Here is a 22,837-nt window from a genome sequence, read left to right on the forward strand (position 1 = left end):
GCTTAAGTTCCCACCACCACTAGGCGTCCGATGCGGATCCTGATCAGCAATGACGATGGGGTGTTTGCCGAGGGCATCCGGACCCTGGCCGCGGCAGCGGCGGCCCATGGGCACAAGGTCACCGTGGTATGCCCGGATCAGGAGCGTTCGGCGACGGGCCATGGTCTGACCCTGCAGACACCCATCCGGGCGGAACGGGCGGATGAGCTTTTTGTCCCTGGCGTAACCGCCTGGGCCTGCAGCGGAACGCCCGCGGATTGCATGAAGCTGGCGCTGTTCGAGTTGGTCGAAGAGAAACCCGATCTAGTGCTGTCCGGCATCAATCACGGTCCCAACCTCGGCACGGACGTGTTCTGCTCCGGCACGGTGGCGGCAGCCATGGAAGGCACGCTGGAAGCCATCCCCTCCATGGCCGTCAGCAGCGCCTGTTTCCAGTGGCGTCAGTTTCAGGCGGCAGCGGACCTGGCCGTGGAGATCGCCGAGCAGGCTTTGGAGGACGCATGGCCGAACAATCTGCTGCTGAATCTCAACGTCCCTCCCTGCGCCCGAGAGGCCATGGGAGCTCTGCGCTGGACGCGCCTGTCGATTCGTCGTTACGACGAACAGTTCAGTCGCCGCGTTGATCCCCGCGGCCGCCATTACTACTGGCTCGCCGGCGAAGTGGTGAACGACCTCGAATCCGCCGGCGAAGGTCCTCGCGACTGGCCCAGTGACGTGGCCCAGATCCATGCCAACGCCCCTTCAATCACACCGATCCAGCCGGATCTGTTCTGGCGCGGCCCCCTGGCAGGCCTTCCCGAGCTGAAACTCTCCGGTCAGTTGGTGCGGTAAACCCGCTGCAGCAACCAGAGTGAACAACACAGTCCGATCAGGTGGGCGAAGAGCGCCTGAGCGTTTCCGAGGACGACCACGATTTCCGTCGCGGTGATCGGCAGGTTGTCCACCTGAACACCTGGGGTCTGAGAGGCGGCCTGAATAAACAGGGGTCCCGCCAGAGCCTGGTAACCGAGCAGCGCCAGAACCAGACCGATCAGGTCAGCGAGAAGACTGCGTTTGATTCGACGCGCCGTTTCCCCGCGCGAGGGGCGGGCTGCGCTGTCGATGGCGCGCCCGGTGCGGACCACAAGCCAGCTCTGCCAGAGGCTGAACAGCAGAACAACAAACGCCAGGGTGGTCAGCGAGATCCCCGTGCCCAACCCTACGGAACGGGCGGCATCCCGAACCGTGCTGCCACCGATGGCAGCGAAGACAAGGACTCCAAGAACCACGGTTCCGAGGACCAGCTGACTCCAGAAGCGGATCCAGCCCATCCGCCTCAGTCCGGAGGACAACTGCTGGAAATCAAGTCGATCCGGCATGCCTGGCCCCATTCATCGTTCAAACTTGGCATCAAAGGCATCCATACGCATCTCGCGTTGATCCCCCTCTGTTCCCCCCAGGACGCACGACGGCCCACGGCCCTGGCGCTCGGCAGCTTCGACGGCCTCCATGCCGGGCACAGGCAAGTGATCGCGCGGGCCATCGATGGACACTGCGGAGTGCCGACCGTGGTCAGCTTCTGGCCCCATCCGCGGGAAGTGTTGTTCGGAGAAGCGCGCCTGCGTCTCGATCTTCCCAGTGAAAAACTCGAGTTGCTGGAGCCTCTGGGCATTGAGCAGCTTGTGCTGGTGCCCTTCAACCTTGAGCTGGCACAACTCAGCGCCGAGGCCTTCATCGATCAGGTCCTCTGCGAGGCGCTGGCTGCTCAGCGAATCGCCGTCGGCGCCAACTTCCGTTTCGGGCACAACCGGGAGGGGGATGCCTGCATACTCCAGAGCCTCGGCGAAGCGAGAGGAATCGCGGTTGATGTGGTGGAGATCATCGAAGATGACGCCGGTCGCATGAGCAGCAGCCGCATCCGATCAGCCCTCGAGGCTGGCGACCTGGAGACCGCCAGGGCACTGCTTGGACGCCCGTTTCGCTTTCAGGGGCGCGTGGTGCGCGGTCGCGGCTTGGGCCGGGAACTGGGCTGGCCGACGGCCAACCTTCAGGTGGACGGCCGCAAGTTTCTCCCCGCACTGGGGGTCTACGCCGCCTGGGTTGAACTGGATCGGGCTGAGGGTCGACTGCCGGCAGTGATGAATCTGGGCCCGCAACCGACCGTGGATCCCACCTCGCCCTCGGCCGTGGAGGTGCATCTGCTCGATCGCAGTCTGGAGCTGGAAAATCGTCTGCTCACGGTGGAACCCGTCCTGCGGCTGCGGGGTCAGAAAAAATTCGACGGACTGGATGCCCTCAGCGAACAGATCGGACGGGACGCTGATCAGGCACGCCAATATCTGCAGGCGTCGGCTCAGACCGGCGTGGGATAGGCATTGGCGAGACCCCACACGATGAAGACGCCGATACCGCCCAGAAGGACAATGCCCCAGACCAGAACATGCATCGTGCTGTCGGATCCGCTGTTCTCCATGCCTCAGGTGGAAGTGCGATCCTCCACAAGATGACACGGAATTGATGGGCTGCGACACCCCAGCGGATCCTCGTGTGGCCAGGTTGATCGACGCCAATCTCGATCGAGCCAGGGAGGGGCTGCGCGTCGTTGAGGACTGGTGCCGGTTCGGGCTGGAACGGGACGACCTTGTGAAGACCCTCAAGGATTGGCGCCAGCGACTCGGGGCACTGCACGCCGACAGCTATAAGCAGGCCCGCTCCACGGCGACCGATCGTGGTGCAGGCCTCGGCCACCCTGCCCAGCTGGATCGCCGCAGCCCGCGCGCCGTGGTGGCTGCCAATTGCGGCAGGGTTCAGGAGGCCCTTCGCGTTCTCGAGGAATACGCCCGTTCTTCGGATCCCACACTCGCCTCCGAAGCCGCAGTGATCCGCTACGGGCTCTACGACCTTGAGGTGACCTGCCTCAACGCCAGCGACGGCCTGCAACGCCGCAATCGGCTGAAGGGCTGCACGCTCTGCCTGATCACATCCCCCACAGACAAGCTGCTGCTGCAGGTGAGTGCAGCACTTCGCAGCGGCGTCTCGATGGTCCAGTACCGATGCAAGCATGGTGACGACCGGGAACGGCTGAAGGAGGCCATCGCTGTTCGGGATCTCTGCCGGACCCACGGAGCGTTGTTCATCGTGAACGACCGTGTGGATCTGGCGATGGCTGCAGATGCGGATGGCGTCCATCTCGGCCAGGACGACATTCCAGTCGATGTCGCCAGGTCCTTAATCGGTGCGGATCGACTGCTGGGACTGAGCACCCACAGCCTGCGTGAGGTGCAGGGCGCCATGGAGGAGCCCGTCGACTACATCGGACTCGGCCCCGTGTTCTCAACAGCTGTCAAACCAGATCGTGCGGCGACGGGAACAGCACTGATTGAGCAGGCCATGACCTGCACACCGATGCCGTTGTTTGCCATCGGCGGCATCAACAGCTCGAATTTGAGCGAACTCACGGCTATCGGCTGTCGTCGCATCGCTGTGATCGGCGCAATCATGTCGGCATCCGATCCTTCAGCGGCGAGTTTGCAGCTGCTGGAGAGCCTGTCCAGTCCTCGCGATTGAATCAATGCCCTTGACCCTCAGCGTGAACGGTGAGCCGCAGCTTCTGGAGCCGTCACCCGATCCTGCCTGTCTCAGCACGGTGATTCCTGCTCTGGGACACAATCCGGCGCTTGTGGTGGTCGAGCTCAATGGGGTGATCATCCCGAAGAGTCGCTGGCCGACGGAGCCTGTCGCAGAGGGCGACACTCTGGAAATCGTCACCATCGTTGGAGGAGGTTCCTACAGTTAATCAGTGATATCAAGACGCATGGTCGCGAAACGTCAGTCCTGGCATCGCCGATTGCTGGCAACCGTGCTGTTGCCCCTGGTGATTGCAGGGTTGTGTCTGATCCAAGCCGAGCCGGCTTCCGCGGCGCGCGGTGGACGCATCGGTGGTGGCAGTTTCCGGGCACCATCAATGCCGCGATCAGGAGGTGGATACCGCAGCAGCTACGGCGGCGGATACCGCGGTGGAGGGGGATTCGGCTTCCCGTTTCTGATCCCTATTTTCGGATTCGGAGGTGGTGGTCTCTTCGGACTCCTGATCCTGATGGCGATCGCAGGTGTTCTCGTGAACGCCATTCGAGGAGCAGGAAGCGGTGCTGCGCTCAACGGCTACAGCGAACCGGTGCCAGCGATTCCAAGCAAGGTGAACATGATTCAGGTGCAGGTCGGTTTGCTGGCGAGCGCGAAGCAGGTGCAGGAAGACCTGCGTGCCCTGGCAGCGTCCTCCGACACCTCCTCATCGACCGGCTTGCAGCGCCTCCTGCAGGAAACAACCCTCGCGCTGCTGAGGCAGCCCGAGCTCTGGGTTTATGCAAATGCTGAGAACGGAACCGTTCCATTCAGAGCTGCTGAGTCCACCTTCAACCGCCTCTCGATGAGTGAGCGCAGCAAACTCCAGGCGGAAGTGACCTCCAACGTCGGCGGCCAGAAACTCTCTGAACCGACGCTGAAAGCTTCGGTGGGTGATGCCGATGCCACCAATGAGTTCATCATCGTGACGTTGCTGGTGGCTTCAACGGCCACAGCCAAGCTCCAAGGCGCGGACACCGGAGAGGACCTCCGCCAGACCCTGAGAATCCTGGGTTCAACCTCCTCCTCTGAACTGATGGCCCTGGAGGTGATCTGGCAGCCTGAGGGTCGCGGTGATGTATTGAGCGCTGAGGAACTAATCACCGCTTATCCAAACCTTCAGCACCTCTGACGATCTTCAGAAAGTCTTCGGGTCAAGACTCGATACGTAAGTGTTTTTTCTCAGGACATTTTCTTAGCTTCTCTGCAAGGAACTTGTTTGCTTGCGTCTTGGCCCCAGACCCTCGCTCGATGGAATGGCAGACCGATGGAGAACTGTCAGCGACAGATCTTCATGATCTTGTCAACCGTCTCCAGCGGGTTGACGCCGATGCCAACAGTTCTGAACTCGCCCGCATGAGCCGAGTCGTCGACGACGCAGCCTGATCGACAACCGGCCACCTTGCCGGGACGTTCAAGACACAGCACTCTGCGAAGGCTGCACAGCTTTGATGGCTTCTCAAAGCATCACCTGGGTGAACAACCTTGTGATTGCTGAAGCGTTGCACCGCTACGGCGAGAGACGCTTATCGCGCTCATTGACGTTATGGATCGAGCAACTTCTCGAGATCTCCCCGGAGGATGCGCAATGCAGCCATGGCGGCGCCGTAGCCGTTGTCGATGTTGACCACCATCAGCCCCGGCGCGCAGCTGGCCAACATGCCGTCGAGAGCCGCACGTCCGCCTTCACTCACCCCATAGCCCACCGACACCGGCACGGCGATCACCGGTTGAGGCACAAGGCCGGCGAGCACGGTGGGCAGAGCTCCCTCCATTCCGGCGCAGGCAATCAGTACCCGAGCTGATCGCAGCCGCGGCAAGGCATCCATCAGTCGATGCAGACCCGCCACGCCCACATCCATCACCTCATCAACGGGGATGCCGTGGCAGCGCAACGCCAGCGAGGCCTCAGCCACCACGACACGATCACTGCTGCCGCCGCTCACGATCGCCACACCAGCCCCGATCGGCAATGGGGCTGGCAGAGCGCCGAAGGACAGACAAGCCGACTCTGGATGATGCAAGGCCCCATCAACCTCGGCGATCACCTCGGCCGCCTTGGAGGGCTGCACGCGCGTGACCAGGGCCAGCTCATCAGCATCCTGAAACCGCCTCAGGATCGCAATGATCTGATCAGCAGTCTTGTGCTGCCCCCAGATCGCTTCGACCATGCCAAGCCGCTGCCGTCGCTGAAAGTCGAGACGCGCTTCGCTCATCCGCTCCGGCCGGTCAACAGCTGAGGCATCAGTTCAGTCGCTTCAAGGAGAGGAAAAGCTGATCCCGCGTCCAGCTCACGCCCGATGGAGCTGTTCACCTCCGCATCAAACCGCTGCTGCACCTGATCGACCGCCTCGGCCCCAATCGCCTTCCACTGATCGCGGCTGGCCCATCGAATCAGCAATATGCCCTGTTCCAGCTTGGGATCCCAGTAAAGATCGCGGCCAAGGAACCCGTCCTGGCGCTCCAGCCAGGGTTGCCAGGTGCTCGCCTCCGCCTCCAGCCAGATCTGACGTTGCGCCGCAGGAACATCCAGCCGCAGCATTTCAACAACGAACTCGGAAGCCAACACCGGGGACACCCACATGGTCAGGGCCACCAGCATCGCCAGGCAACCAGCGCTGATGCGGTTCATGCCTTCTCAAGCAGCGCGACGGCATGGCAGCTGATTCCCTCCTCTCGTCCCTCAGCGCCGAGTTGCTCATTGGTGGTGGCCTTCACTCCAACAGCATCGGCTGCAATGCCGATGCGCTGGGCGATGTTCCCTCTCATCGTCTCAACATGCGGTTTGAGCTTGGGCCGCTCGGCAACCACGACAGCATCCACATTGGCCACACGCCAACCCCGCTCACCCACCAGCGCCACCACCTGCTCCAGCAGCTCCAGGCTGTCGGCCCCCTTCCATTTCGGATCAGTGGGGGGGAAATACCTGCCGATATCTCCCAGGGACAGGGCGCCGAGCAGAGCATCCATCACGGCATGAACAAGCACGTCAGCGTCGCTGTGACCATCGAGCCCAAGCCCCTTGGGATGCTCAAGGCTGACGCCTCCAAGGATCAGAGGTCGACCCGGAACAAGACGATGAATGTCGTAGCCATTGCCGATGCGCAGCTGCATGGCCTCGCTTGCGTCGGGCTCCATTGTCTCGTCTTGCCAGCGTGCATAGAGATCAGGTCTGCGTTCCTGGGTACGGTGCTCACGCTGCTGCTGCCTCCAGGCCGCAATCTGACCATGGTCGCCACTGCGCAACACCTCCGGCACGGCCATGCCCTGAAACACCGCAGGCCTGGTGTAGTGGGGATGCTCCAGAAGCAGGGCACTGTGGCTTTCCTCCACCAGTGAATCCGCCGTACCAACGGTGCCTGGCAACAACCGCAGCACGCCGTTGATGATCGTCATTGCCGGCAGCTCACCACCGGTGAGCACGAAATCACCGATCGACACCTCTTCATCGGCCAGGGAGCGAATCCGCTCGTCAAAGCCTTCGTAATGGCCACAGAGCAGCAGCAGCTGGTCGTGGTCCCTGGCCCAGCGCTGAAAGTCGCTCTGTTGGAGAGGTTGTCCCTGGGGTGACATGAGCAGCACCCGAGACTGTTCACGACGGGGAATGGATTCCACCGCGGCAAACACCGGCTCGGGTTTCAGCACCATCCCGGCACCACCGCCATAGGGCTCATCGTCAACCTTGCGGTAGCGGTCGACGGTGAAGTCCCGAGGATTATGTCGATGCAGTTCCGCGATTCCTGCGCTGAAGGCTCGCCCGAGCACTCCGAGCTGCAACAAGCTGTCGAAACAATGCGGCGCCAGGCTCACCACATCGAATCGGTATGGCGCCCTCGCCATCAGCTGGCCGGTTTCGAGACGCGCCGGATGTCCGTGCAGAAACTTCCCTGCAGAGGATGGCCCTCCCCATCCACGGCCGTGGTGCTGCGCAGGCGCAGGTTCGCGCGGGTGAACCAGATGCGTTCCTGCACCACCACCCCATCAGCCTGGGGCAGGGTCAACTCCATGCTTCCATCGGGCCAGAAGCGCCAAAGGCCAGTCGTCTCCTGAGCACCGCCTTGGATCGCAAGACGACCATCCGCCGAGAATTCGAGCCTGCTGGCGTGTCCCGAGGGAGGCACCACCTCCAGTCGCCCGACGCTCTGGTCCGCACCCTGGTCGTAGCTGACTTTGAGCTCCCCCCGTTCACTGGCGTGCCAGTCGTCGTCCCCTTCACTGAGCTCAAAACTGCTGCGCAGGCTCATCCATTCACCAGCGCAGAGCGTCAGGAAGGTCTTCGGATCCTCAGGTGGAAAGGGGTGATCACTCATCGATCCATCCTCTCAGCCGGCTTCACCAGCTCATTGGCAGGAAGGGATAGGGACGATTCCAGCCATAGAGGGCCAGGCGCTCACGCCCCGGCAAGGCCCGCCCCCTGCGATGGAAGCCGAACACGTCTGCCAACACAAGGGTGTTCGCCGGGCAGGTGAGCGCCATAGGTGGGGGCAGGCCGAGGGAGTCGAGGTCTTCTTCACGGATGCGAAACGAACCGGAAACGTCAGGCTGTTGCTGATGCTGAATTGCCGCACTGGCGGTGGCCTGTTCCCAGCGCAACCGGGCCGTTGTGAGGCGGTGGCTGCCCGGCACCATCTCGAAGGGGCCATCCTGCTCCGTCACTGGGCGCAGAAAGATCCAGAACTTCAAGGCCCTGAAAAACGTATCGCGGTGGAGATCCTTCTGAAGATCGGGGATGCGGCTTTCCTCGCCGTGCACGGTCAGGTAAATGTCCAGCTTGCGGTGGTCTGCCGGCAGGCCGATCACCTGACGGGAGCAATCACTGAGGCGAGGGTCATGGCTGAGAGCTGCACTGCAGGGAAGCTGCTCAGGATCAATGTGCAGAAATCGGTTGAGCGTGCCGCCGTCATAACGATCGAAACCGCCGGGGAAGGGCTGCTTCGGCTGAAAGCCAGCTTGATCGTTCGATGCGAGCGGATGGGCAGCATTGGCCCTGGCCAGGTGCTCCTCCACCTCGTTTCGGAGCGCAACGAAGGCGGAGTCCGGCAGAAGGTTGGGAATCACGAGAAAGCCATCGCGCTCCAGGCTCTCCCAGTGACTGGGCTTCAGCCAACGCCTCCAACGACAGAAGGTGTCGGCCAGCTGCACGCGACGGCGATGCAACTGCCAACGCCGGTTCAGCATCGGGTGTCCCACCCAGGGGTCCCGGAAGCTCTTGGTGCGCGTGAGCAAAGAGAGCATGGGCCGGAGATTAGGCGGGTGATCGACGGATCCAATCGCGTTGGCTAGTTCTTCAGAAGACCAGCGATCGGATCATGCGCACCCACTGGCGAGTCCAACCCCTCGCAGCGGCCCTGATCATGCTCAGCGTCAGCGGCTGCGCCACTGACCAGACCTCGAAATAGACCTCTCCAGACGCTGAGGAAACGACAGAGGTTGTTCAGAACAGCACGACAGCCGAAACAAGCGAGGCTGCGCCAACAAACGAGGCCGATCAATCCGTGGAGACCGTGGAATCGGCGGAGGCTTCCCAGGACAAGGGGAACGCTGACAGTGAACCAACCGCCAAGGTCGTTGAAGGGAAAGCCTCCTGGTATGGCCCAGGCTTCTACGGCAACAAAACCACCAGCGGCGAAGTTCTCGAAAAGGGCACGATGACGGCCGCCCACAGCAGCCTGCCGATGGGGACGGAGGTGAAAGTCACCAGACTTGATACCGGCGAGAGTGTGACTGTGGAGATCAATGACCGAAAGCCGTTCAAGGAAGGAACCGTGATCGACCTGGCCCACGGCGCAGCGGAAGCCCTCGACATCGATGACGACGGCACTGCCAGCGTGAGCATCGAGGTGCTTGACTGAGACCTCGACGCGAAGGTGACGCTCAGGGCGCATTGACGCCGTACCCGAGTTCGCTCAGCCGTTGTGGCTTGCTGCGCCAATCTGGCACAACCTTCACGAACAGCTCGAGGTACACCGGCCCATCGATCAGGGTCTGCATTTGCAGGCGGGCACCCTGACCGATCGTTTTGAGCATGCCCCCCCCCTTGCCGATCAGGATCCCCTTCTGGCTTTTGCGTTCCACCAGCACAGTCGCCAGCACAGCCGTACGCCCGTTGCCTTTGCCCTTGGCTGGTATCTCCTCAACGCGGTCGATGGTCACCGCCACGCTGTGGGGAACCTCCTCGCGGGTGTGCAGCAGCACCTGCTCCCGGATCAGCTCCCCCATCAGCACCCGCTCAGGCTGATCACACACCATCTCCGCTGGATAGAGCTGGGGACCAGACGGCAGCATCGCCGCCATGTCCACGGTCAGGGCAGAGCATCCCTCCCCAGAGAGCGCACTGCATCGATACCTGGGCCAATCCAATCCAGAGAGCAACTCGTCGTACGCCGCTTCAGAGGGCTCCTGCTGGTCGGGCGCAACCTTGTCCCATTTGTTCAGGACAACGATCACGGGAAGCGGCTGCTGGCGCAGCAGGTTGACGATGAAGGCATCGCCGCGGCCCGGTCGCTCACATCCCTCCAGCAACAGCACCACCAGATCCACTTCACCGATGGCGCTGCGGGCGCTTTGCACCAGACGCTCTCCCAGCAGGTGGTGGGGCTTGTGAATTCCGGGCGTGTCCACCAGAACCATCTGCGCCACATCCGTCGTGAGGATGGCCCGCAAACGATTGCGGGTGGTCTGGGCCACAGGAGAGGTGATCGCCACCTTCTCCCCCACCAACTGGTTCACCAGGGTGGATTTGCCCACGTTGGGCCGGCCGATCAGAGCGATGAAACCGGAGCGATGGTCCTCCGGCAACGGTGTGCTGAGCATGGTTCAAGTCTGCGCCGTCATCTTCCGGGCCATAACCTGCGCCCACTGGAGTGGCGTGCCATGGCCGATCTGCAACCCACCTTTCAGCAGGCGATGGAGATCACGGCCTCCTGGCTGCGCCAGTGGGAGAATGAGGAGATCAGCGATGAGGTGCTGGCGGATCGCATCGGCGAGATGGTGGCCAGCAGGGATGGAGCTCGCGGATTCTTTGTGGTGAGCCTGGCGGGAGACAGCGCCCTGATGGATCGGCTGCCCGATCCGGTGGTCGGCCAGCTGCGCGCTGCAGGGGAAGGGGTGGTGGATCTCAGCGTGCGCAACCTGGCGATGAGTTCCGCGATGGCGCTGCAGCATCAACGCACCGGTGATGAAGCCCAGCAGGCAGGGTCGGAGCAGGTGAGAGCGCGCTGCACCGAATTGCTGCGATTGCTGGAACCGGATCTCGTCAAGCAGCGGCTCGAACAGCTACTTGAAGGTTGCGATAACCGGGGGGACGACGTCAGTTTTCTGAAGCGATGGGGTTACGACGACGGACAGATACGAGCCATCAGCGCCAGTGCCCTTGCTGTGGCGCATGACTGAGCGACTCAGAAGGTGATGCTCATCTGAAGCCCGAGCACAAGCGCATCATCAATCTCGCCCTGTCCCATCGGATTGAAAACGTATTGAACACTTAACTGAACCGAAGCGTTACCGCCCAACATCACCTGATATCCCAGCTCCAACACAGATTCCCAGATCGGTCCGTCAGGGATGGCACGACTCCAGTTGGCATTGCTCAGACCGACGACGATGGCATCAAACGGTCTGCTGCGGATCACGCCCTTGCCCACCCAGCCGCCCCCGCTGATCGGCTGGTGACACCTCCGCGATGTAGGCGGGCGTCAGAATGCTGGCAAAGCCGACACCCAGGCCGCCGATCACCCTCCAGCTGATCAAGGCGAACAGAGACTGCGCCAAAGCCGAGCCGATCGCGCTGGCCAGGAACAGGACCGCCGCCACCACCATGCTGTGGCGACGTCCGATCCGATCCGACAGCCATCCTGCAGAAAGGTCACCAACAGCTGATCCCAGCAGGGCTGCCGCCACCGACCGACCGAGATCATCAGACGAAATATTGAACACCTCGCAAATCGCACCGACGGCACCATTGATCACGGTGGTGTCGTAACCGAAGAGAAAACCGCCCAAGGCCGCCGACAGGGCGATCTGAAGAATGAAACGCCATCGTTTGCGTTGGCGTTTCTGTTCAGGGAGTGAAAACGAAGGCTCCACCGGTACATCTGCGTCGTCTCAATGCAGCGCGGATGAGTCGGCCTGCCATCCATGCCGCAAGCAAACGAAACGGTAATTTCAGTCACAAAAAAGCCCCAGACAAACTGGGACGCAAGTGATGTTGAAACTCAGATCAACTGAATCGATCAGTCTCTTCGTCCACCACCGTTGATGACAATGATCAATCGAAGGATGAAGATAAAAAGATTGATGTAAGTGAGATACATGCTTAGGGCGCCGGCCAGGTACTGCTCGTCCTGGTAGGTGCGAGGCATCGTGTAGAAATCGACGAAAGCGGCGCCGATGAACAGCACTGTGCCGAAGCCCGCGATCATCAGCTCAAAGCTGGTGCCGTGGAACATCTCGGGAGCAAAGAATCCGCCGATGAATTGGACCACCATCGCCAGGATCAAACCGATCAGTCCGAGCCCGACCACTCCCGAGAGGGCCTGTCCGACGCTGTCGCTCATCCGGCGACCCACCACTGAGGCGATCACAAACGTGATTCCAGTGGCAAGAGCAGCTGTTCCGACAGCGCCAATGCCGGCGACAGCTCCTGCGTAGGCCACCAGGCCGCTCAACGTGAAGCCTGTGATCAAGCTGTAAACGGCAAGCAGAGGAAGTGCCGTGGAGTTGTTTCCTTTCATCGCCACGTTCTGAGCGACGAAGAAAAGAATCAGGTTGCCGATGAGAGCGACCAAGAAGAGGGGCAGGAACAGGGGCGTTGCCATCAGCGAAAGCCCGCCGATCACGCCGACCGAGGTGAGCACCATGCCGCCCCCCACATAGGGAAGGGCTTTGTTGACCACATTGGGGCCGACCAGGGCACTCGATTGAGCCTCGCGAATGGCCTGTTGAAAATTGCTGCTGGCTGGCATGTTGACCGAACCATTCGTCACTTCAGACACTTTGCCAGTGCTGACAAGGGTTTGAAGTGTGGATCCCCCTAACGGTGCATTGACCGTGACACTTTGCCGCTGTCCCGCTTCGCATAAGCCTCGACAACCCGTTGCACCAGCGGGTGACGCACGACATCCGCAGACGTCAGACGACAGACGGCGACACCCTCCACACCATCGAGAACCTCCGAGGCTTCGACAAGACCGCTGAGCTGTCCAGAGGGCAGATCCACCTGTGTGGTGTCACCGGTGACGACCATGCGAGATCGTTCGCCAAGCCTGGTGAGCACCATGCGCATCTGCGCCGGCGTGGTGTTCTGTGCCTCATCGAGGATCACGAACGCCTCACTCAGGGTCCGGCCACGCATGTAGGCCAGAGGGGCCACTTCAATCACACCCTTCTCGAGCAACACCGTGGTTTTTTCAGGCCCCAGCAGGGAATGCAGCGCGTCGTAAAGGGGCCTCAGATATGGATCCACCTTCTGTTGAAGATCGCCTGGCAGGAATCCCAGACGCTCCCCAGCCTCGACAGCTGGCCTGGTAAGAATCAAGCGCTCCACCTTGCGTTCGGTAAGCATCCGGACGGCCAGAACGGTGGCCAGAAACGTTTTTCCTGTGCCGGCAGGACCCAGGGCAAAGGTGAGGTCGTGACGCTCCATGGCATCGACATACTTCTTCTGCCTCAGGGTTCGAGGCCTGAGGAGATTGCCTCTCTGGCTTCGTGCCAGAACCTGCTCGCCCATGGCGGCATGGTCATCGGCACGGCCGGTGTTCAGCGCCCCGAGGGCCGTCTGCAGATCCACAGCCGTAATCGCCTGGCCGTCCTGCCAGATCGGTCTCACCAGCTCCACCACGGCTGCGGCCCGTTCGATCTGGGTGGGACGGCCGGTGATCACCAGTTGAAGGCCGCGCAACACCAGGGCGGCACCAGTGAGTGCCCCCAGACGATGCAAAGTCGCTTCCGCTTCCCCGGCCAGAGCCAGAGCCGCGTCGGGATCAGGAAGGTCGAGAACGAAGCGGCCGTTGTCGCCGTCGTCAGACACTGCCTGGATCAGGCTTCAGTGGTCTCAGCCGCGTCGCCGTCTGCAGCAGGCGCTTCAGATTCAGCAGCTTTCGCCGCAGCAGCCTCCTTGGCGGCCTGCTTCGCATCCGCCTCACGTTTGGCAGCCTGCTTGGCCTTTCCAACAATCTCTGCGGATCGAACGGTCTTCTCGATCAGGCCTCCACGCTCCAGAAGGGTGCGCACCACATCGGTGGGCTGGGCACCCTGACTCAACCGCTGGCGGATGGCCTCGGTATCGAGACGGGTTTCCTTGGTGCGGGGGTTGTAAAAGCCGAGCTCCTGCAACGGACGGCCATCCCGGCGGGACGTGCTGTTGCAGGCCACGAGGCGGAAGCTCGCTTCCCGCTTCTTGCCGAACCGCTTCAGGCGGAGCTTGATCATTGTGGCGCTGGAGTGAGGAGTGGTCGTCGTTCAGGCTGCGCCGTAGCGCCCGCCAAACAGCAACTTTACCGTTTCGCCATCACAGCTCTCCAAAACCCTTCTTTTTCTTGGCCGGACGCTGCCGCTTCGGCGCGCCGCCGCGGCCAGGCCGTCCGCCCCCACCAGCGGGCATACCACCCATGCCGGGCATACCACCCATGCCCGGGAACCCTCCCATTCCAGGTATGCCTCCCATTCCGGGCATTCCCGGCATTCCTCCCATCCCCGGCATGTTGCCCTGGCTCATCTGCTGCATGAAGCCGCGCATTTTCTGGAAGTCGGCCAGCACCTTGTCCACATCAGCGGGCTGATGACCACTGCCGCCGGCGATCCGCCGACGTCTTGAGGGTTGGCTTGCGAGCAGATCCGGGTTTTCCCGCTCCTGCTGCGTCATCGAGCCGATCATCGCCTCAATGCGCTTGAGCTGCTGCTCACCCTGCTTGAGCATGCCGTCGTCGATCTTGTTCATGCCCGGGATCATCTTCATCAGGCCTCCAAGAGAGCCCATCCGCTTGATCAGGCGCATCTGCTTCACGAAGTCTGAGAAGTCAAACGTCGCCTCCTGCAGCTTCTTCTGCATCTTTTCAACGTCGGCGAGTTCGACCTCCTTCTGGGCCTTCTCCACCAGCGTCAGCACGTCGCCCATGCCGAGGATTCGGCTGGCCATCCGTTCGGGATGGAACGGCTGCAGGGCCTCCACCTTCTCGCCGGTGCCGATGAACTTGATCGGCTGACCGCTCACCTTGCGGATCGACAGGGCGGCACCGCCGCGGGAATCACCATCGAGTTTGGTGAGCACCGCTCCGGTGATCCCCACCTGATCGTGGAAGGCACGGGTGAGTTCGGCCGCCTCCTGGCCGATCATCGAATCCACCACCAGCAGCACCTCATCGGGCTGCACGGCAGTGCGGATCCGCACCATCTCCTCCATCATCTCGGTGTCGATCTGGAGGCGACCGGCGGTGTCCACCAGGAGCGCGTCGAACCCTTCCTCTTTCGCCTTGGCCAGACCAGCGGCCGCGATATCTTCGGGCTTGGCCTCAGCACCAAGGCTGAACACCTCTACATCGATCTGAGCACCGAGTGTTTTCAGCTGCTCGATGGCCGCTGGTCGGTAGACATCTGCACCCACCATCAGGGCACGGCGCCCCTGATCCTTGAGGTGAAGGCCCAGCTTGGCCGTGGCCGTGGTCTTACCAGCACCCTGAAGACCGGCCATCAGAACAACGGTGGGCGCTTCAGCCGCCTTGGCCAGAGGAGCGTTATCGCCCCCCATGACCTCCACCAGCTGTTCATGGACCACCTGGATGAACTTCTGATCCGGGCTGACCCCGCGCACCACCTCGGCACCGACGGCTTTGTCGCGGACCTCGGCGACGAAGTCCTTCACCACCGGAAGGCTCACATCCGCCTCAAGAAGCGCCCGACGAACGTCCTTCAGGGCTCCTTCAACATTGGTTTCGCTGATCGCGTCCTGGCCTCTGAGGCCTTTGACCGCATCTTCGAATCGGGCTGAAAGCTCATCGAACATCAGCGGAAACCAATAACGCTGCTGCGATCGTAAAAAGAGACCCGATCAGCCTTCGCTGGCGGGGATGTACGCCTGGAGCCTCCACTGGTCTCCATCCCGTCCAAAGATGTAGCGAACGCTCAACGTGCCTGGTGGCGTTTGCTCGGTTACGGCGCCCACTCCGTTGATGGTTTTGTCGGAATAGGCGATCTGCGCCAACACCTCGATGCGCTGCGGTGTCCGACTGACCAGCTCAACCGACGTCACAGAGGCGTCAATGGCTTTGCTGAGTCCTGCAGATGCATCGGCGGCCTGCTCCTGCAACACCTTTTGGACCATGTGGTCACGGGCGACCACGGAGAGGTCTGCTCCCTGGTCTGGCTCCGCCGCCAGAGAGGCAGCCTTGAGATCCAACCAGCCCTGAATCAGAGCCTGCAGGTTCGCTTCTGAAGGCTGATCGGCTGTGAGGGGTTTGGGTTTGAGCTGCTCCCGAGGCTTCGGTTCCGGTTTCAGGGCTGCATCAGGTTGGGCAGGGGTGTCCTCAACGTCAGTTTCAGGGGCTGGATCAACCGGATCAACAGGCTCTTCCGTGTCGCTTGGATCGCCAGAATCAAGCTGGGCAGACGGCTCGGGGAGTGGGTCGAGAGTGTTCTGTCTCGAACTGATCACGGCCGCCAGCACACCCAGGACGGCAAGGCCGGAACCGATCGCAATCAGCACCGACCGTGGAACCGCGATGTGGAATCCTTCGCTGTCCTCACTCAGACCGTCGGGTTCACCGAGCGCAGAGGCGGCCGACTCTTCCGAAGCAGAGGCGGAGTCTTCAGCGAACAAATTGGGCCAATCTCCCGACGACACAGGGGCTGGATCGGATCGGCGGGCTTCCTGACGATCGAGTCGTTCCACGTAGGCCTGAACATCCCGATCCGCAAACCAGGCATCCAGATCAACATCCGAGGCCTCCACATCCCTGTAGCCGGGAAGCACATCCCGCTCCAGCCAGACACGGCAGTACTCACACTGCGCTGAAAGCTGGTCGCCAGGATGCTGATCCAGCCACAGCCTCAACTCGCGATCACGAACTGAAAGAAAGTGATTGCCAGCAGAGGCGACATTTCCCAGCAGCAGGTCGAGACAACCCAACAACGGCATTGGATCGAGATCCGCCGCCGCCAGCGACTTCACCTGATCACGGGCCTGCTCCAGCAGTTCAGGCTTCCTGCGTGAGAACCCGGAGGCTGTAAGCGCGAGAACTGCAAGAAAACCGGCTTCTCCAGAGCCCTCAAGCTGCCAATTGCTGAACAGATCAATCTGCTCCTGAACGGTGAGGAAACGTCGGATCTGCTTGAAAAACGGTTCGAAATCCTCCTGTCCGAATGCTGCCTCGGGCGCACCTTCCAAACCCCCGCGATCCTTCACCAGTCGATCCAGCAACCGCAGACCCTGCTGGTGAGACTCCTGATCGCTGAGGTCTCTGCTCAACAGATCCAGAATCCTGTAGGGAAGAAGGGACTCCAGATCCCTCTCCAAGGCTTGCAGCTGGTCAGGCAGCTTGCCCATGCGTCTCTGCAGCTCAATGCCGGCTGCCAGCACCTGAGCCGCCGATTCATAGCGCCTCTGGCCCTGCTCTTCCTTCGACGCATCACGGCAAGCCAATGCAGCCAGAAGCGTGAGGTCGGCTTCACGGCCGCTGCCCAGTGCAGGAGCCTGGGGAGGCTGAAGCCCCTGGCAGGCCATTTGAAACGCCTCCAGCGCTGACCCTGCCTCCCACAGCAACAGCAGGCCAGCGGCCTCACTGCTGCTGGGAAGGTCCAGTCCCACGGTGTCGCCTGGGTGATGCTGAGACAGATCCAGCAACTGCGCCTCGTACTCAGACCGCCGCACGGAGTCGGTCAACAGGTCCGCCGACTGCCTGAGCAGCTCATCACGCTGAATCAGCACCTCGTGGGTGAATCCCTGATCGGGCGGGCTATCACAACGACTCTGAAGCTTTCTCAGAATCGCGTCGGCTGCAGCGGAAGGACTGACACCCAGCAGTCGGAAGTGATCGATGGGCAGGTCCAACAGAGACAGTCTTGATGACGCTGGACTTTAGTCAGAGTCAGGGATTTTGCCCAATTTCAGTCCCCTGACCCTTACAGTCGGATTCCCAGAAGATCGGTCATGGGCCAGGACCTAGCTGTCGAGACTGCACCCCATGGCACTGCCGCGGCTGGCGGAGCCCATGGCGAAAGGCTCTCGTCTCTTATCACGGCTCAACGAGCAACCGTGGATCGCGATACCGGCCTGGCTCTTTACCGCGACATGACCCTCGGTCGACGCTTTGAAGACAAATGCGCCGAGATGTACTACCGCGGCAAGATGTTTGGCTTCGTGCACCTTTACAACGGTCAGGAAGCCGTCAGCACCGGGGTGATCGGTGCGATGAAACGCCAGCACGACTGGTTCTGCAGCACGTACAGAGACCATGTCCATGCCCTGAGCGCCGGCGTTCCCGCCCGCGAAGTCATGAGTGAGCTGTTCGGCAAGGCGACCGGATGCAGCAAGGGCCGGGGTGGCTCAATGCACCTGTTCTCGAAGGAGCACCATCTCCTCGGTGGTTTCGCCTTCATCGCCGAAGGAATTCCAGTGGCACTCGGGTCCGCATTCACCAGCCGCTACAAACGCGATGCCCTGGGGGATTCATCAAGCGACGCAGTGACAGCAGCCTTTTTCGGAGACGGCACCTGCAACAACGGTCAGTTCTTCGAATGCCTGAACATGGCGCAACTCTGGAAGTTGCCCATCGTTTTCGTGGTGGAAAACAACAAGTGGGCCATCGGCATGGCGCATGATCGAGCCACAAGTGATCCGGAAATCTGGAGAAAGGCCGCCAGCTTCGGCATGGCGGGGGAAGAAGTTGATGGAATGGACGTTCTGGCCGTTCGCGCCGCCGCTGAACGGGCTCTGGAGAGAGCCAGGGCTGGAGAGGGTCCAACATTGCTGGAGTGCCTGACCTATCGCTTCAGGGGCCACTCGCTGGCGGATCCGGATGAACTGCGATCCGAGCAGGAAAAACAGTTCTGGGCCCAGAGAGATCCGTTGAAGGCCTTCGAGAACGATCTCGTTTCGGCAGGAATGGTGAGCGCAGATGAACTCCGCGCGATCGAGAAGGAGATCGATCAAGTGGTTGAAGATTGCGTTGAATTTGCTCTTGCGGCACCCGAGCCGGAAGCCGAAGAACTCACGAGCTACATCTGGGCCGAAGACTGATTGTTTCGAGCTGGCTGACCCAGACAGAACAAGTCAATTCGATCGTGTCGCGGGGGATTCAGATGCCTCCAGGCAGACGCCTTGTGAGATTGCGCAGCTTGCGGAGAGCCTTGAGCTCCACCTGGCGGACGCGCTCCCGAGACACTTCCATCAGCCGGCCGATTTCGGCAAGTGTGTGGCGTTCATTGCCCTCAAGCCCAAAACGCAACCGCAGAACATGCTGCTCCTGCTCGCTGAGGTGACTCAACCAGCGACCCAACTGCTCATGATGAATCCGCTGCTCGACCATGTCGAGCGGCTCTTCCAGGGACGAGTCGGCTATCAAGTCGCCCAGGAAGCTGCGTCCCTCCTCGCCGTTGACGGGAGCATCAAGGCTGCTGGTGGTGAGCGCCTGCCGCAGCAGAGAATCGAGTTCATCGAGGGGGATGTCCATCGCTTCGGCGATTTCAACCCGGCTTGGCATGGCTCCGAGTTTGTGGGCCAAGTCGAGACTGACCTTGCGAATCGTTGTAAGCCGCTCACTCAGATGAACGGGCAGGCGAATCGTTCTGGATTGACAGGCGATCGCCCTAGTCATGCTCTGGCGGATCCACCAGAAGGCATAGGTCGAGAACTTGTAGCCACGGGTGGGATCAAATTTCTCGACCGCACGTTCAAGACCCAGAGAGCCTTCCTGAATCAGATCGAGCAGTTCAAGACCTTTTCCCTGGTACTTCTTCGCCACACTCACAACCAAGCGAAGATTGGCCTTCATCATCCGTTCCTTCGCTCGGCGACCGATCCGAATTGAACGGCGCTGCTGTGTGGTCAGCTGGGATTCATCAAAATCACGGGAGCCATCCTCCGTGAGCTGCATCATCGTCTGAACCTGATTGCCCAGCTCGATCTCTTCAGCAGGCGTGAGAAGAGGAATCCGCCCGATGGTGGCCAGGTACCAACTCACGGGGTCGCTACTTCGGCGACGCTGCGTATCCAGTGGCTTGGAGGCGGTGGAAACCATGTCGACGCCGTATACGTGGGATGACTTTCTTACGTTCAGAAAGAAAAGCGAAGTGATTTCAACAACCTTTCAGATTCGAACGAGCAAACCGAAACATTCACGGGATTTCCTCACAAATCACTGATCCGAACACAAGTGCCTGAAAGGGGTTGGCCTTGGAGTATTTCGCTACCCAACAACACAAGTTGGTGTTGATTTCACAACCCCGACACTCATTTTTTTCTCACGACCGAACGCCAATTGACGAAGCAAGATTAAAAATCACTGGTCAGTTGAAAAACTGTCTTGCATTTGCCCGGGGAAGGTGAGATCGCAGGATGGAGAGATTGAAACGGTCCCGAGATGACCACCGCCCCCTCCATCACGCCTGCAGGTCGGGCTGCGCTGGAGCGTCTCCAGACGTTGCCGGGCGAGCACCGCGTCGCCGTCGGCCTCTCCGGCGGCGTGGACAGCTCACTGACGGCAGCCCTGCTGGTGGAGAGCGGCTGGCAGGTGGAAGGGCTGACGCTCTGGCTGATGAGCGGCAAAGGGGCCTGCTGCGCCGAAGGGCTTGTGGATGCTGCCGGTATCTGCGATCAGCTGGGCATCCCCCATCACGTCGTCGATTCCCGCGACACCTTTCAAGAGGAGATCGTGCAGCGACTGGTGGAGGGCTACAGCAACGGCATCACCCCCTTGCCCTGTTCCCAGTGCAACCGTTCGGTGAAGTTCGGGCCAATGCTCAGATGGGCTGAACAGGAACGCGGCATCGCGCGCATCGCCACCGGTCACTATGCGCGCATCCGCCACGGCCGCGGCGTTGGTCGTCATCAACTGCTGCGCGGTCTGGATCACCAGAAAGATCAGAGTTATTTCCTTTACGACTTATCCCAGGAGGCACTGAGCAGAGTTGTGTTTCCCCTTGGAGAACTCACCAAACCGGATACCCGGCGGGAAGCCGCTCGCCATGGTCTGCGCACAGCGGACAAACCGGAAAGCCAGGATCTCTGCCTGGCGGATCACCACGGATCGATGCGGGCCTTCCTCGATGCTTATCTGCCCCCACGCACCGGTCAGATCGTGCTTAACGACGGCACGGTTCTCGGCGAACACGACGGGATTGAACACTTCACCATCGGCCAGCGGCGCGGACTCGGTGTCTCCTGGAGTGAGCCTTTGCATGTTGTACGCCTCGACGCAGCGATGAATCGGGTTGTCGTCGCCCCGCGGGCCGAGGCTGGCTGCCATTGCTGCAGCGTGGGAGCCGTGAATTGGATCTCCATCGAACCACCATCGGATTCCATCAGCGTGGAGGTGCAGATTCGCTATCGCAGTGCACCGGTCGTCGCCCAGCTGACGCCAGCTGAGCCGAACGACAACGATCGCCAGAGATCACGTCCCCATCGTTGTCGACTGGAGTTCGCCGAGGAGCAGTTCTCGATCACGCCCGGGCAAGCAGCGGTTTTCTACGACGGTGAAACCGTTCTCGGCGGTGGACTGATCAGCGTGGACTGATCAGCGCGGATCCGTCCTCCCCGACGCGTCCGGGCTCAGCCTGACCGGCGGCTGAGAACCCCTTGAAACAGGCTTATGCCAAGCAGCAGTTGCATGGGCAGGTCCAACCAGCGGGCGTAGCCCGTCAGCCCCTGCCGCGTTTGGATGTCGGCCGCCGCAACGCCTTCCTCTCCGGAAGGCAACAGCTGATCAACGCGGCCATCGGGATGCACAACAACCGTTGGGCCAGTATTGGCCACACTGAACAGATCCCGTCCAACCTCAATCGCCCTCAGCTGTGCCATGGCCAGAAACTGGCGTTGAAGCAGGACTGGATACGGATCAAGGTTGGCGATGGACAGCATCCATTGACCGCCCTCAGCCACGGCCTTGGCCAGGGATCGGCCATCGCTGATCTCGTAGCAGATCGCCACCGCAGCAGGAACGGAAAAGCCTGTCTGCAGGCGTGATGCCTGTCCGGGCATCAATCCGCCGACAGCGGAAAGCCCCCCGGCCAACCTTGGCGGCAAGGGGGGAAGAGCCTCTCCCAGAGGAACGAGTCTGTGTTTGTCGAGCAGGGGCACAGGGCGATCGTCATCGGGCTCGACCAGAAGAAGACTGCTGCGCAGCTGGCCATCCTGGCGACGGAATCCACCTGCCAACAGCGGTACATCCTGCGCCTGGGAAGCAACAGTCCAACCCGACGGCAGAGTGCCTTCAGGAGCAACCAACGCCGTCGCATCCAACGCTCTCGCTGTGTCGAGAGCCCGCCGCAGGGCCTCTGGCAGGCGACGTTGCTGGGCCGTGCTGAACTTCTCTCTCGTTGGAATCACAGGCTGCCAACCGGCCAGCGACAGCTCGCCTTGGGATACCGGAGGACGGGAGAGCGCTGCAGCGCCGAGAAGATGGGCGAGGAACAACGCCATCAACCAGATCAGGACCAGACGCAGGGCAAACCGCTGCCGGGCCAACTGATGCAGTCCCCAGCCAGAGATCAGCAGCAGCGCCGCCAACCCACTGCCGCCCACCCAGCAACTGAGGCCGGCCAACGCCGGATCAATCGGCAGGATGCTGCCGCTGATCCCGATCCAGAAGAGGGGGCCACCGGCAAGGCCCACTTCGATGAGTCCCCAGATCAACGCCAGAATCAGCACTGACATCGGTGACAGCTCTTCTCTGCTGCCGGGTTGAGACGTCAAAACCCAGCGAGCGGCGCTTGCCCAGACGGCCAGTAGAACCGCAGCCGCCAATCCACAGACCAGCCAAATCGCCCCTGCGATCGGAAGGCTGAGCAGAGCAGGCACGCCCATCCAGGTGAGAGGGTGCAGCGCCAGGAGCCAACGGTGGCTCAGGAGCACAGCCAGCAGCCCCCAGATCGCTGCATAACGAGGTCGATCGGCAATGCCCCAGAGCAGGGCCAGAGCAGGGATCAGAGTCAACGGTCCAGCCCATGCCGGAGAGAGTCCTGCCAGCACTCCACCTCCGACGGCCAAGCCGAGCGAGGCAGATCGGTGATCGCCCATGGTCATCAATCC

General features: G+C 61.4%; 26 protein-coding genes. 10 read left to right on the forward strand and 16 right to left on the reverse strand.

Going from position 1 to position 22,837, the window contains the following annotated elements; genetic code table 11:
- The first annotated feature begins 30 nt into the window (after positions 1-30).
- Positions 31-831: a 5'/3'-nucleotidase SurE gene (gene surE, locus KR100_RS10545; RefSeq protein WP_038545670.1), complete on the forward strand. Its 801-nt coding sequence runs from the start codon at positions 31-33 to the stop codon at positions 829-831.
- Here the strand turns inward: surE and KR100_RS10550 are convergent.
- A complete protein-coding gene (locus tag KR100_RS10550; RefSeq protein WP_038548633.1) occupies positions 816-1,358 on the reverse strand; it encodes a DUF3611 family protein in 543 nt (180 codons plus the stop codon). The genes surE and KR100_RS10550 overlap by 16 nt on opposite strands.
- A gap of 57 nt (positions 1,359-1,415) precedes the next feature.
- Between KR100_RS10550 and KR100_RS10555 the strand changes: the two genes are divergently transcribed.
- The 5 genes from KR100_RS10555 to KR100_RS16075 all read left to right on the forward strand — a co-directional run bounded on the left by KR100_RS10555 (position 1,416) and on the right by KR100_RS16075 (position 4,986).
- On the forward strand, positions 1,416-2,351 hold the full coding sequence (locus KR100_RS10555; RefSeq protein ID WP_038545673.1) for a bifunctional riboflavin kinase/FAD synthetase: 936 nt from the start codon (positions 1,416-1,418) through the stop codon (positions 2,349-2,351).
- A gap of 145 nt (positions 2,352-2,496) precedes the next feature.
- Complete coding sequence (locus KR100_RS10565; RefSeq protein ID WP_038545676.1) at positions 2,497-3,546, forward strand: thiamine phosphate synthase; 1,050 nt, start codon at positions 2,497-2,499, stop codon at positions 3,544-3,546.
- A 4-nt stretch (positions 3,547-3,550) separates the two neighbouring features.
- Positions 3,551-3,775: a sulfur carrier protein ThiS gene (gene thiS / locus KR100_RS10570; protein ID WP_038545679.1), complete on the forward strand. Its 225-nt coding sequence runs from the start codon at positions 3,551-3,553 to the stop codon at positions 3,773-3,775.
- An 18-nt stretch (positions 3,776-3,793) separates the two neighbouring features.
- Positions 3,794-4,732, forward strand: a complete 939-nt coding sequence (locus KR100_RS10575; RefSeq protein ID WP_038545682.1) for a DUF1517 domain-containing protein — start codon at positions 3,794-3,796, stop codon at positions 4,730-4,732.
- Between the two features lie 98 nt (positions 4,733-4,830).
- The gene (locus KR100_RS16075; protein WP_156098048.1) at positions 4,831-4,986 is read left to right on the forward strand and encodes a hypothetical protein; all 156 of its coding nucleotides are present in this window, start codon (positions 4,831-4,833) and stop codon (positions 4,984-4,986) included.
- A 158-nt stretch (positions 4,987-5,144) separates the two neighbouring features.
- Here KR100_RS16075 and larB read toward each other — a convergent pair whose 3' ends face one another.
- Genes larB through KR100_RS10600 form a run of 5 tightly spaced genes read right to left on the reverse strand, consistent with a single transcriptional unit; the run spans position 5,145 to position 8,835 of the window.
- The gene (gene larB, locus KR100_RS10580) at positions 5,145-5,816 is read right to left on the reverse strand and encodes a nickel pincer cofactor biosynthesis protein LarB (RefSeq protein ID WP_038545685.1); all 672 of its coding nucleotides are present in this window, start codon (positions 5,814-5,816) and stop codon (positions 5,145-5,147) included.
- A complete protein-coding gene (locus tag KR100_RS10585) occupies positions 5,813-6,232 on the reverse strand; it encodes a TIGR03792 family protein (RefSeq protein ID WP_051847470.1) in 420 nt (139 codons plus the stop codon). The genes larB and KR100_RS10585 overlap by 4 nt, the downstream gene beginning before the upstream one ends.
- Positions 6,229-7,440 (reverse strand): tRNA (guanosine(37)-N1)-methyltransferase TrmD, encoded by a 1,212-nt coding sequence (gene trmD, locus KR100_RS15405; RefSeq protein WP_081858906.1) that lies wholly within the window; start codon positions 7,438-7,440, stop codon positions 6,229-6,231. The genes KR100_RS10585 and trmD overlap by 4 nt, the downstream gene beginning before the upstream one ends.
- Entirely contained in the window at positions 7,440-7,910 is a 471-nt protein-coding gene (locus KR100_RS10595; protein ID WP_038545688.1) for a phycobiliprotein lyase, read from the reverse strand. Before KR100_RS10595 ends, trmD begins: the two co-directional genes overlap by 1 nt.
- A 22-nt stretch (positions 7,911-7,932) precedes the next feature.
- Entirely contained in the window at positions 7,933-8,835 is a 903-nt protein-coding gene (locus KR100_RS10600; protein WP_038545691.1) for a phytanoyl-CoA dioxygenase family protein, read from the reverse strand.
- 269 nt (positions 8,836-9,104) lie between these two features.
- Here KR100_RS10600 and KR100_RS10610 point away from each other — a divergent pair, with 269 nt between their 5' ends.
- Positions 9,105-9,452 carry a septal ring lytic transglycosylase RlpA family protein gene (locus KR100_RS10610; RefSeq protein ID WP_239420317.1) on the forward strand — a complete coding sequence of 116 codons (348 nt, stop codon included), beginning with the start codon at positions 9,105-9,107 and terminating at the stop codon, positions 9,450-9,452.
- A gap of 22 nt (positions 9,453-9,474) precedes the next feature.
- On the opposite strand, the gene era is transcribed toward KR100_RS10610, so the two are convergent.
- A complete protein-coding gene (era, locus tag KR100_RS10615) occupies positions 9,475-10,413 on the reverse strand; it encodes a GTPase Era (protein ID WP_038545697.1) in 939 nt (312 codons plus the stop codon).
- Positions 10,414-10,473: 60 nt separating this feature from the next.
- Here era and KR100_RS10620 point away from each other — a divergent pair, with 60 nt between their 5' ends.
- Positions 10,474-10,992 carry a hypothetical protein gene (locus tag KR100_RS10620; RefSeq protein WP_038548645.1) on the forward strand — a complete coding sequence of 173 codons (519 nt, stop codon included), beginning with the start codon at positions 10,474-10,476 and terminating at the stop codon, positions 10,990-10,992.
- A 5-nt stretch (positions 10,993-10,997) separates the two neighbouring features.
- On the opposite strand, the gene KR100_RS10625 is transcribed toward KR100_RS10620, so the two are convergent.
- The 7 genes from KR100_RS10625 to KR100_RS10655 form a co-directional block, all read right to left on the reverse strand.
- Positions 10,998-11,231 carry a carbohydrate porin gene (locus KR100_RS10625; protein WP_239420318.1) on the reverse strand — a complete coding sequence of 78 codons (234 nt, stop codon included), beginning with the start codon at positions 11,229-11,231 and terminating at the stop codon, positions 10,998-11,000.
- A complete protein-coding gene (locus KR100_RS10630) occupies positions 11,209-11,685 on the reverse strand; it encodes an MFS transporter (protein WP_038545703.1) in 477 nt (158 codons plus the stop codon). The genes KR100_RS10625 and KR100_RS10630 overlap by 23 nt, the downstream gene beginning before the upstream one ends.
- A 146-nt stretch (positions 11,686-11,831) precedes the next feature.
- Entirely contained in the window at positions 11,832-12,563 is a 732-nt protein-coding gene (locus tag KR100_RS10635) for a Bax inhibitor-1 family protein (protein ID WP_038548647.1), read from the reverse strand.
- A 68-nt stretch (positions 12,564-12,631) separates the two neighbouring features.
- Positions 12,632-13,627: a PhoH family protein gene (locus tag KR100_RS10640; protein WP_038545706.1), complete on the reverse strand. Its 996-nt coding sequence runs from the start codon at positions 13,625-13,627 to the stop codon at positions 12,632-12,634.
- 8 nt (positions 13,628-13,635) lie between these two features.
- Entirely contained in the window at positions 13,636-14,028 is a 393-nt protein-coding gene (rpsP, locus tag KR100_RS10645) for a 30S ribosomal protein S16 (RefSeq protein ID WP_038545709.1), read from the reverse strand.
- 79 nt (positions 14,029-14,107) lie between these two features.
- Complete coding sequence (ffh, locus tag KR100_RS10650; RefSeq protein WP_038545712.1) at positions 14,108-15,598, reverse strand: signal recognition particle protein; 1,491 nt, start codon at positions 15,596-15,598, stop codon at positions 14,108-14,110.
- Positions 15,599-15,643: 45 nt separating this feature from the next.
- Positions 15,644-17,641 (reverse strand): ARC6/PARC6 family protein, encoded by a 1,998-nt coding sequence (locus KR100_RS10655; RefSeq protein ID WP_038545715.1) that lies wholly within the window; start codon positions 17,639-17,641, stop codon positions 15,644-15,646.
- Positions 17,642-17,740: 99 nt separating this feature from the next.
- On the opposite strand from KR100_RS10655, the gene pdhA reads away from it, so the two are divergent.
- Positions 17,741-18,829, forward strand: coding sequence for a pyruvate dehydrogenase (acetyl-transferring) E1 component subunit alpha (pdhA, locus tag KR100_RS10660; RefSeq protein WP_038545717.1), 1,089 nt, complete (start codon positions 17,741-17,743; stop codon positions 18,827-18,829).
- A gap of 58 nt (positions 18,830-18,887) precedes the next feature.
- On the opposite strand, the gene KR100_RS10665 is transcribed toward pdhA, so the two are convergent.
- Positions 18,888-19,829 carry an RpoD/SigA family RNA polymerase sigma factor gene (locus KR100_RS10665; RefSeq protein WP_038545720.1) on the reverse strand — a complete coding sequence of 314 codons (942 nt, stop codon included), beginning with the start codon at positions 19,827-19,829 and terminating at the stop codon, positions 18,888-18,890.
- 342 nt (positions 19,830-20,171) lie between these two features.
- Between KR100_RS10665 and mnmA the strand changes: the two genes are divergently transcribed.
- Positions 20,172-21,323, forward strand: coding sequence for a tRNA 2-thiouridine(34) synthase MnmA (gene mnmA, locus KR100_RS10670; protein ID WP_038545723.1), 1,152 nt, complete (start codon positions 20,172-20,174; stop codon positions 21,321-21,323).
- Positions 21,324-21,358: 35 nt separating this feature from the next.
- On the opposite strand, the gene KR100_RS10675 is transcribed toward mnmA, so the two are convergent.
- Positions 21,359-22,825, reverse strand: coding sequence for an apolipoprotein N-acyltransferase (locus tag KR100_RS10675; RefSeq protein ID WP_038548650.1), 1,467 nt, complete (start codon positions 22,823-22,825; stop codon positions 21,359-21,361).
- Positions 22,826-22,837 lie beyond the last annotated feature (12 nt).

Source organism: Synechococcus sp. KORDI-100, from assembly GCF_000737535.1.
Taxonomy (GTDB): Bacteria; Cyanobacteriota; Cyanobacteriia; order PCC-6307; family Cyanobiaceae; genus Parasynechococcus.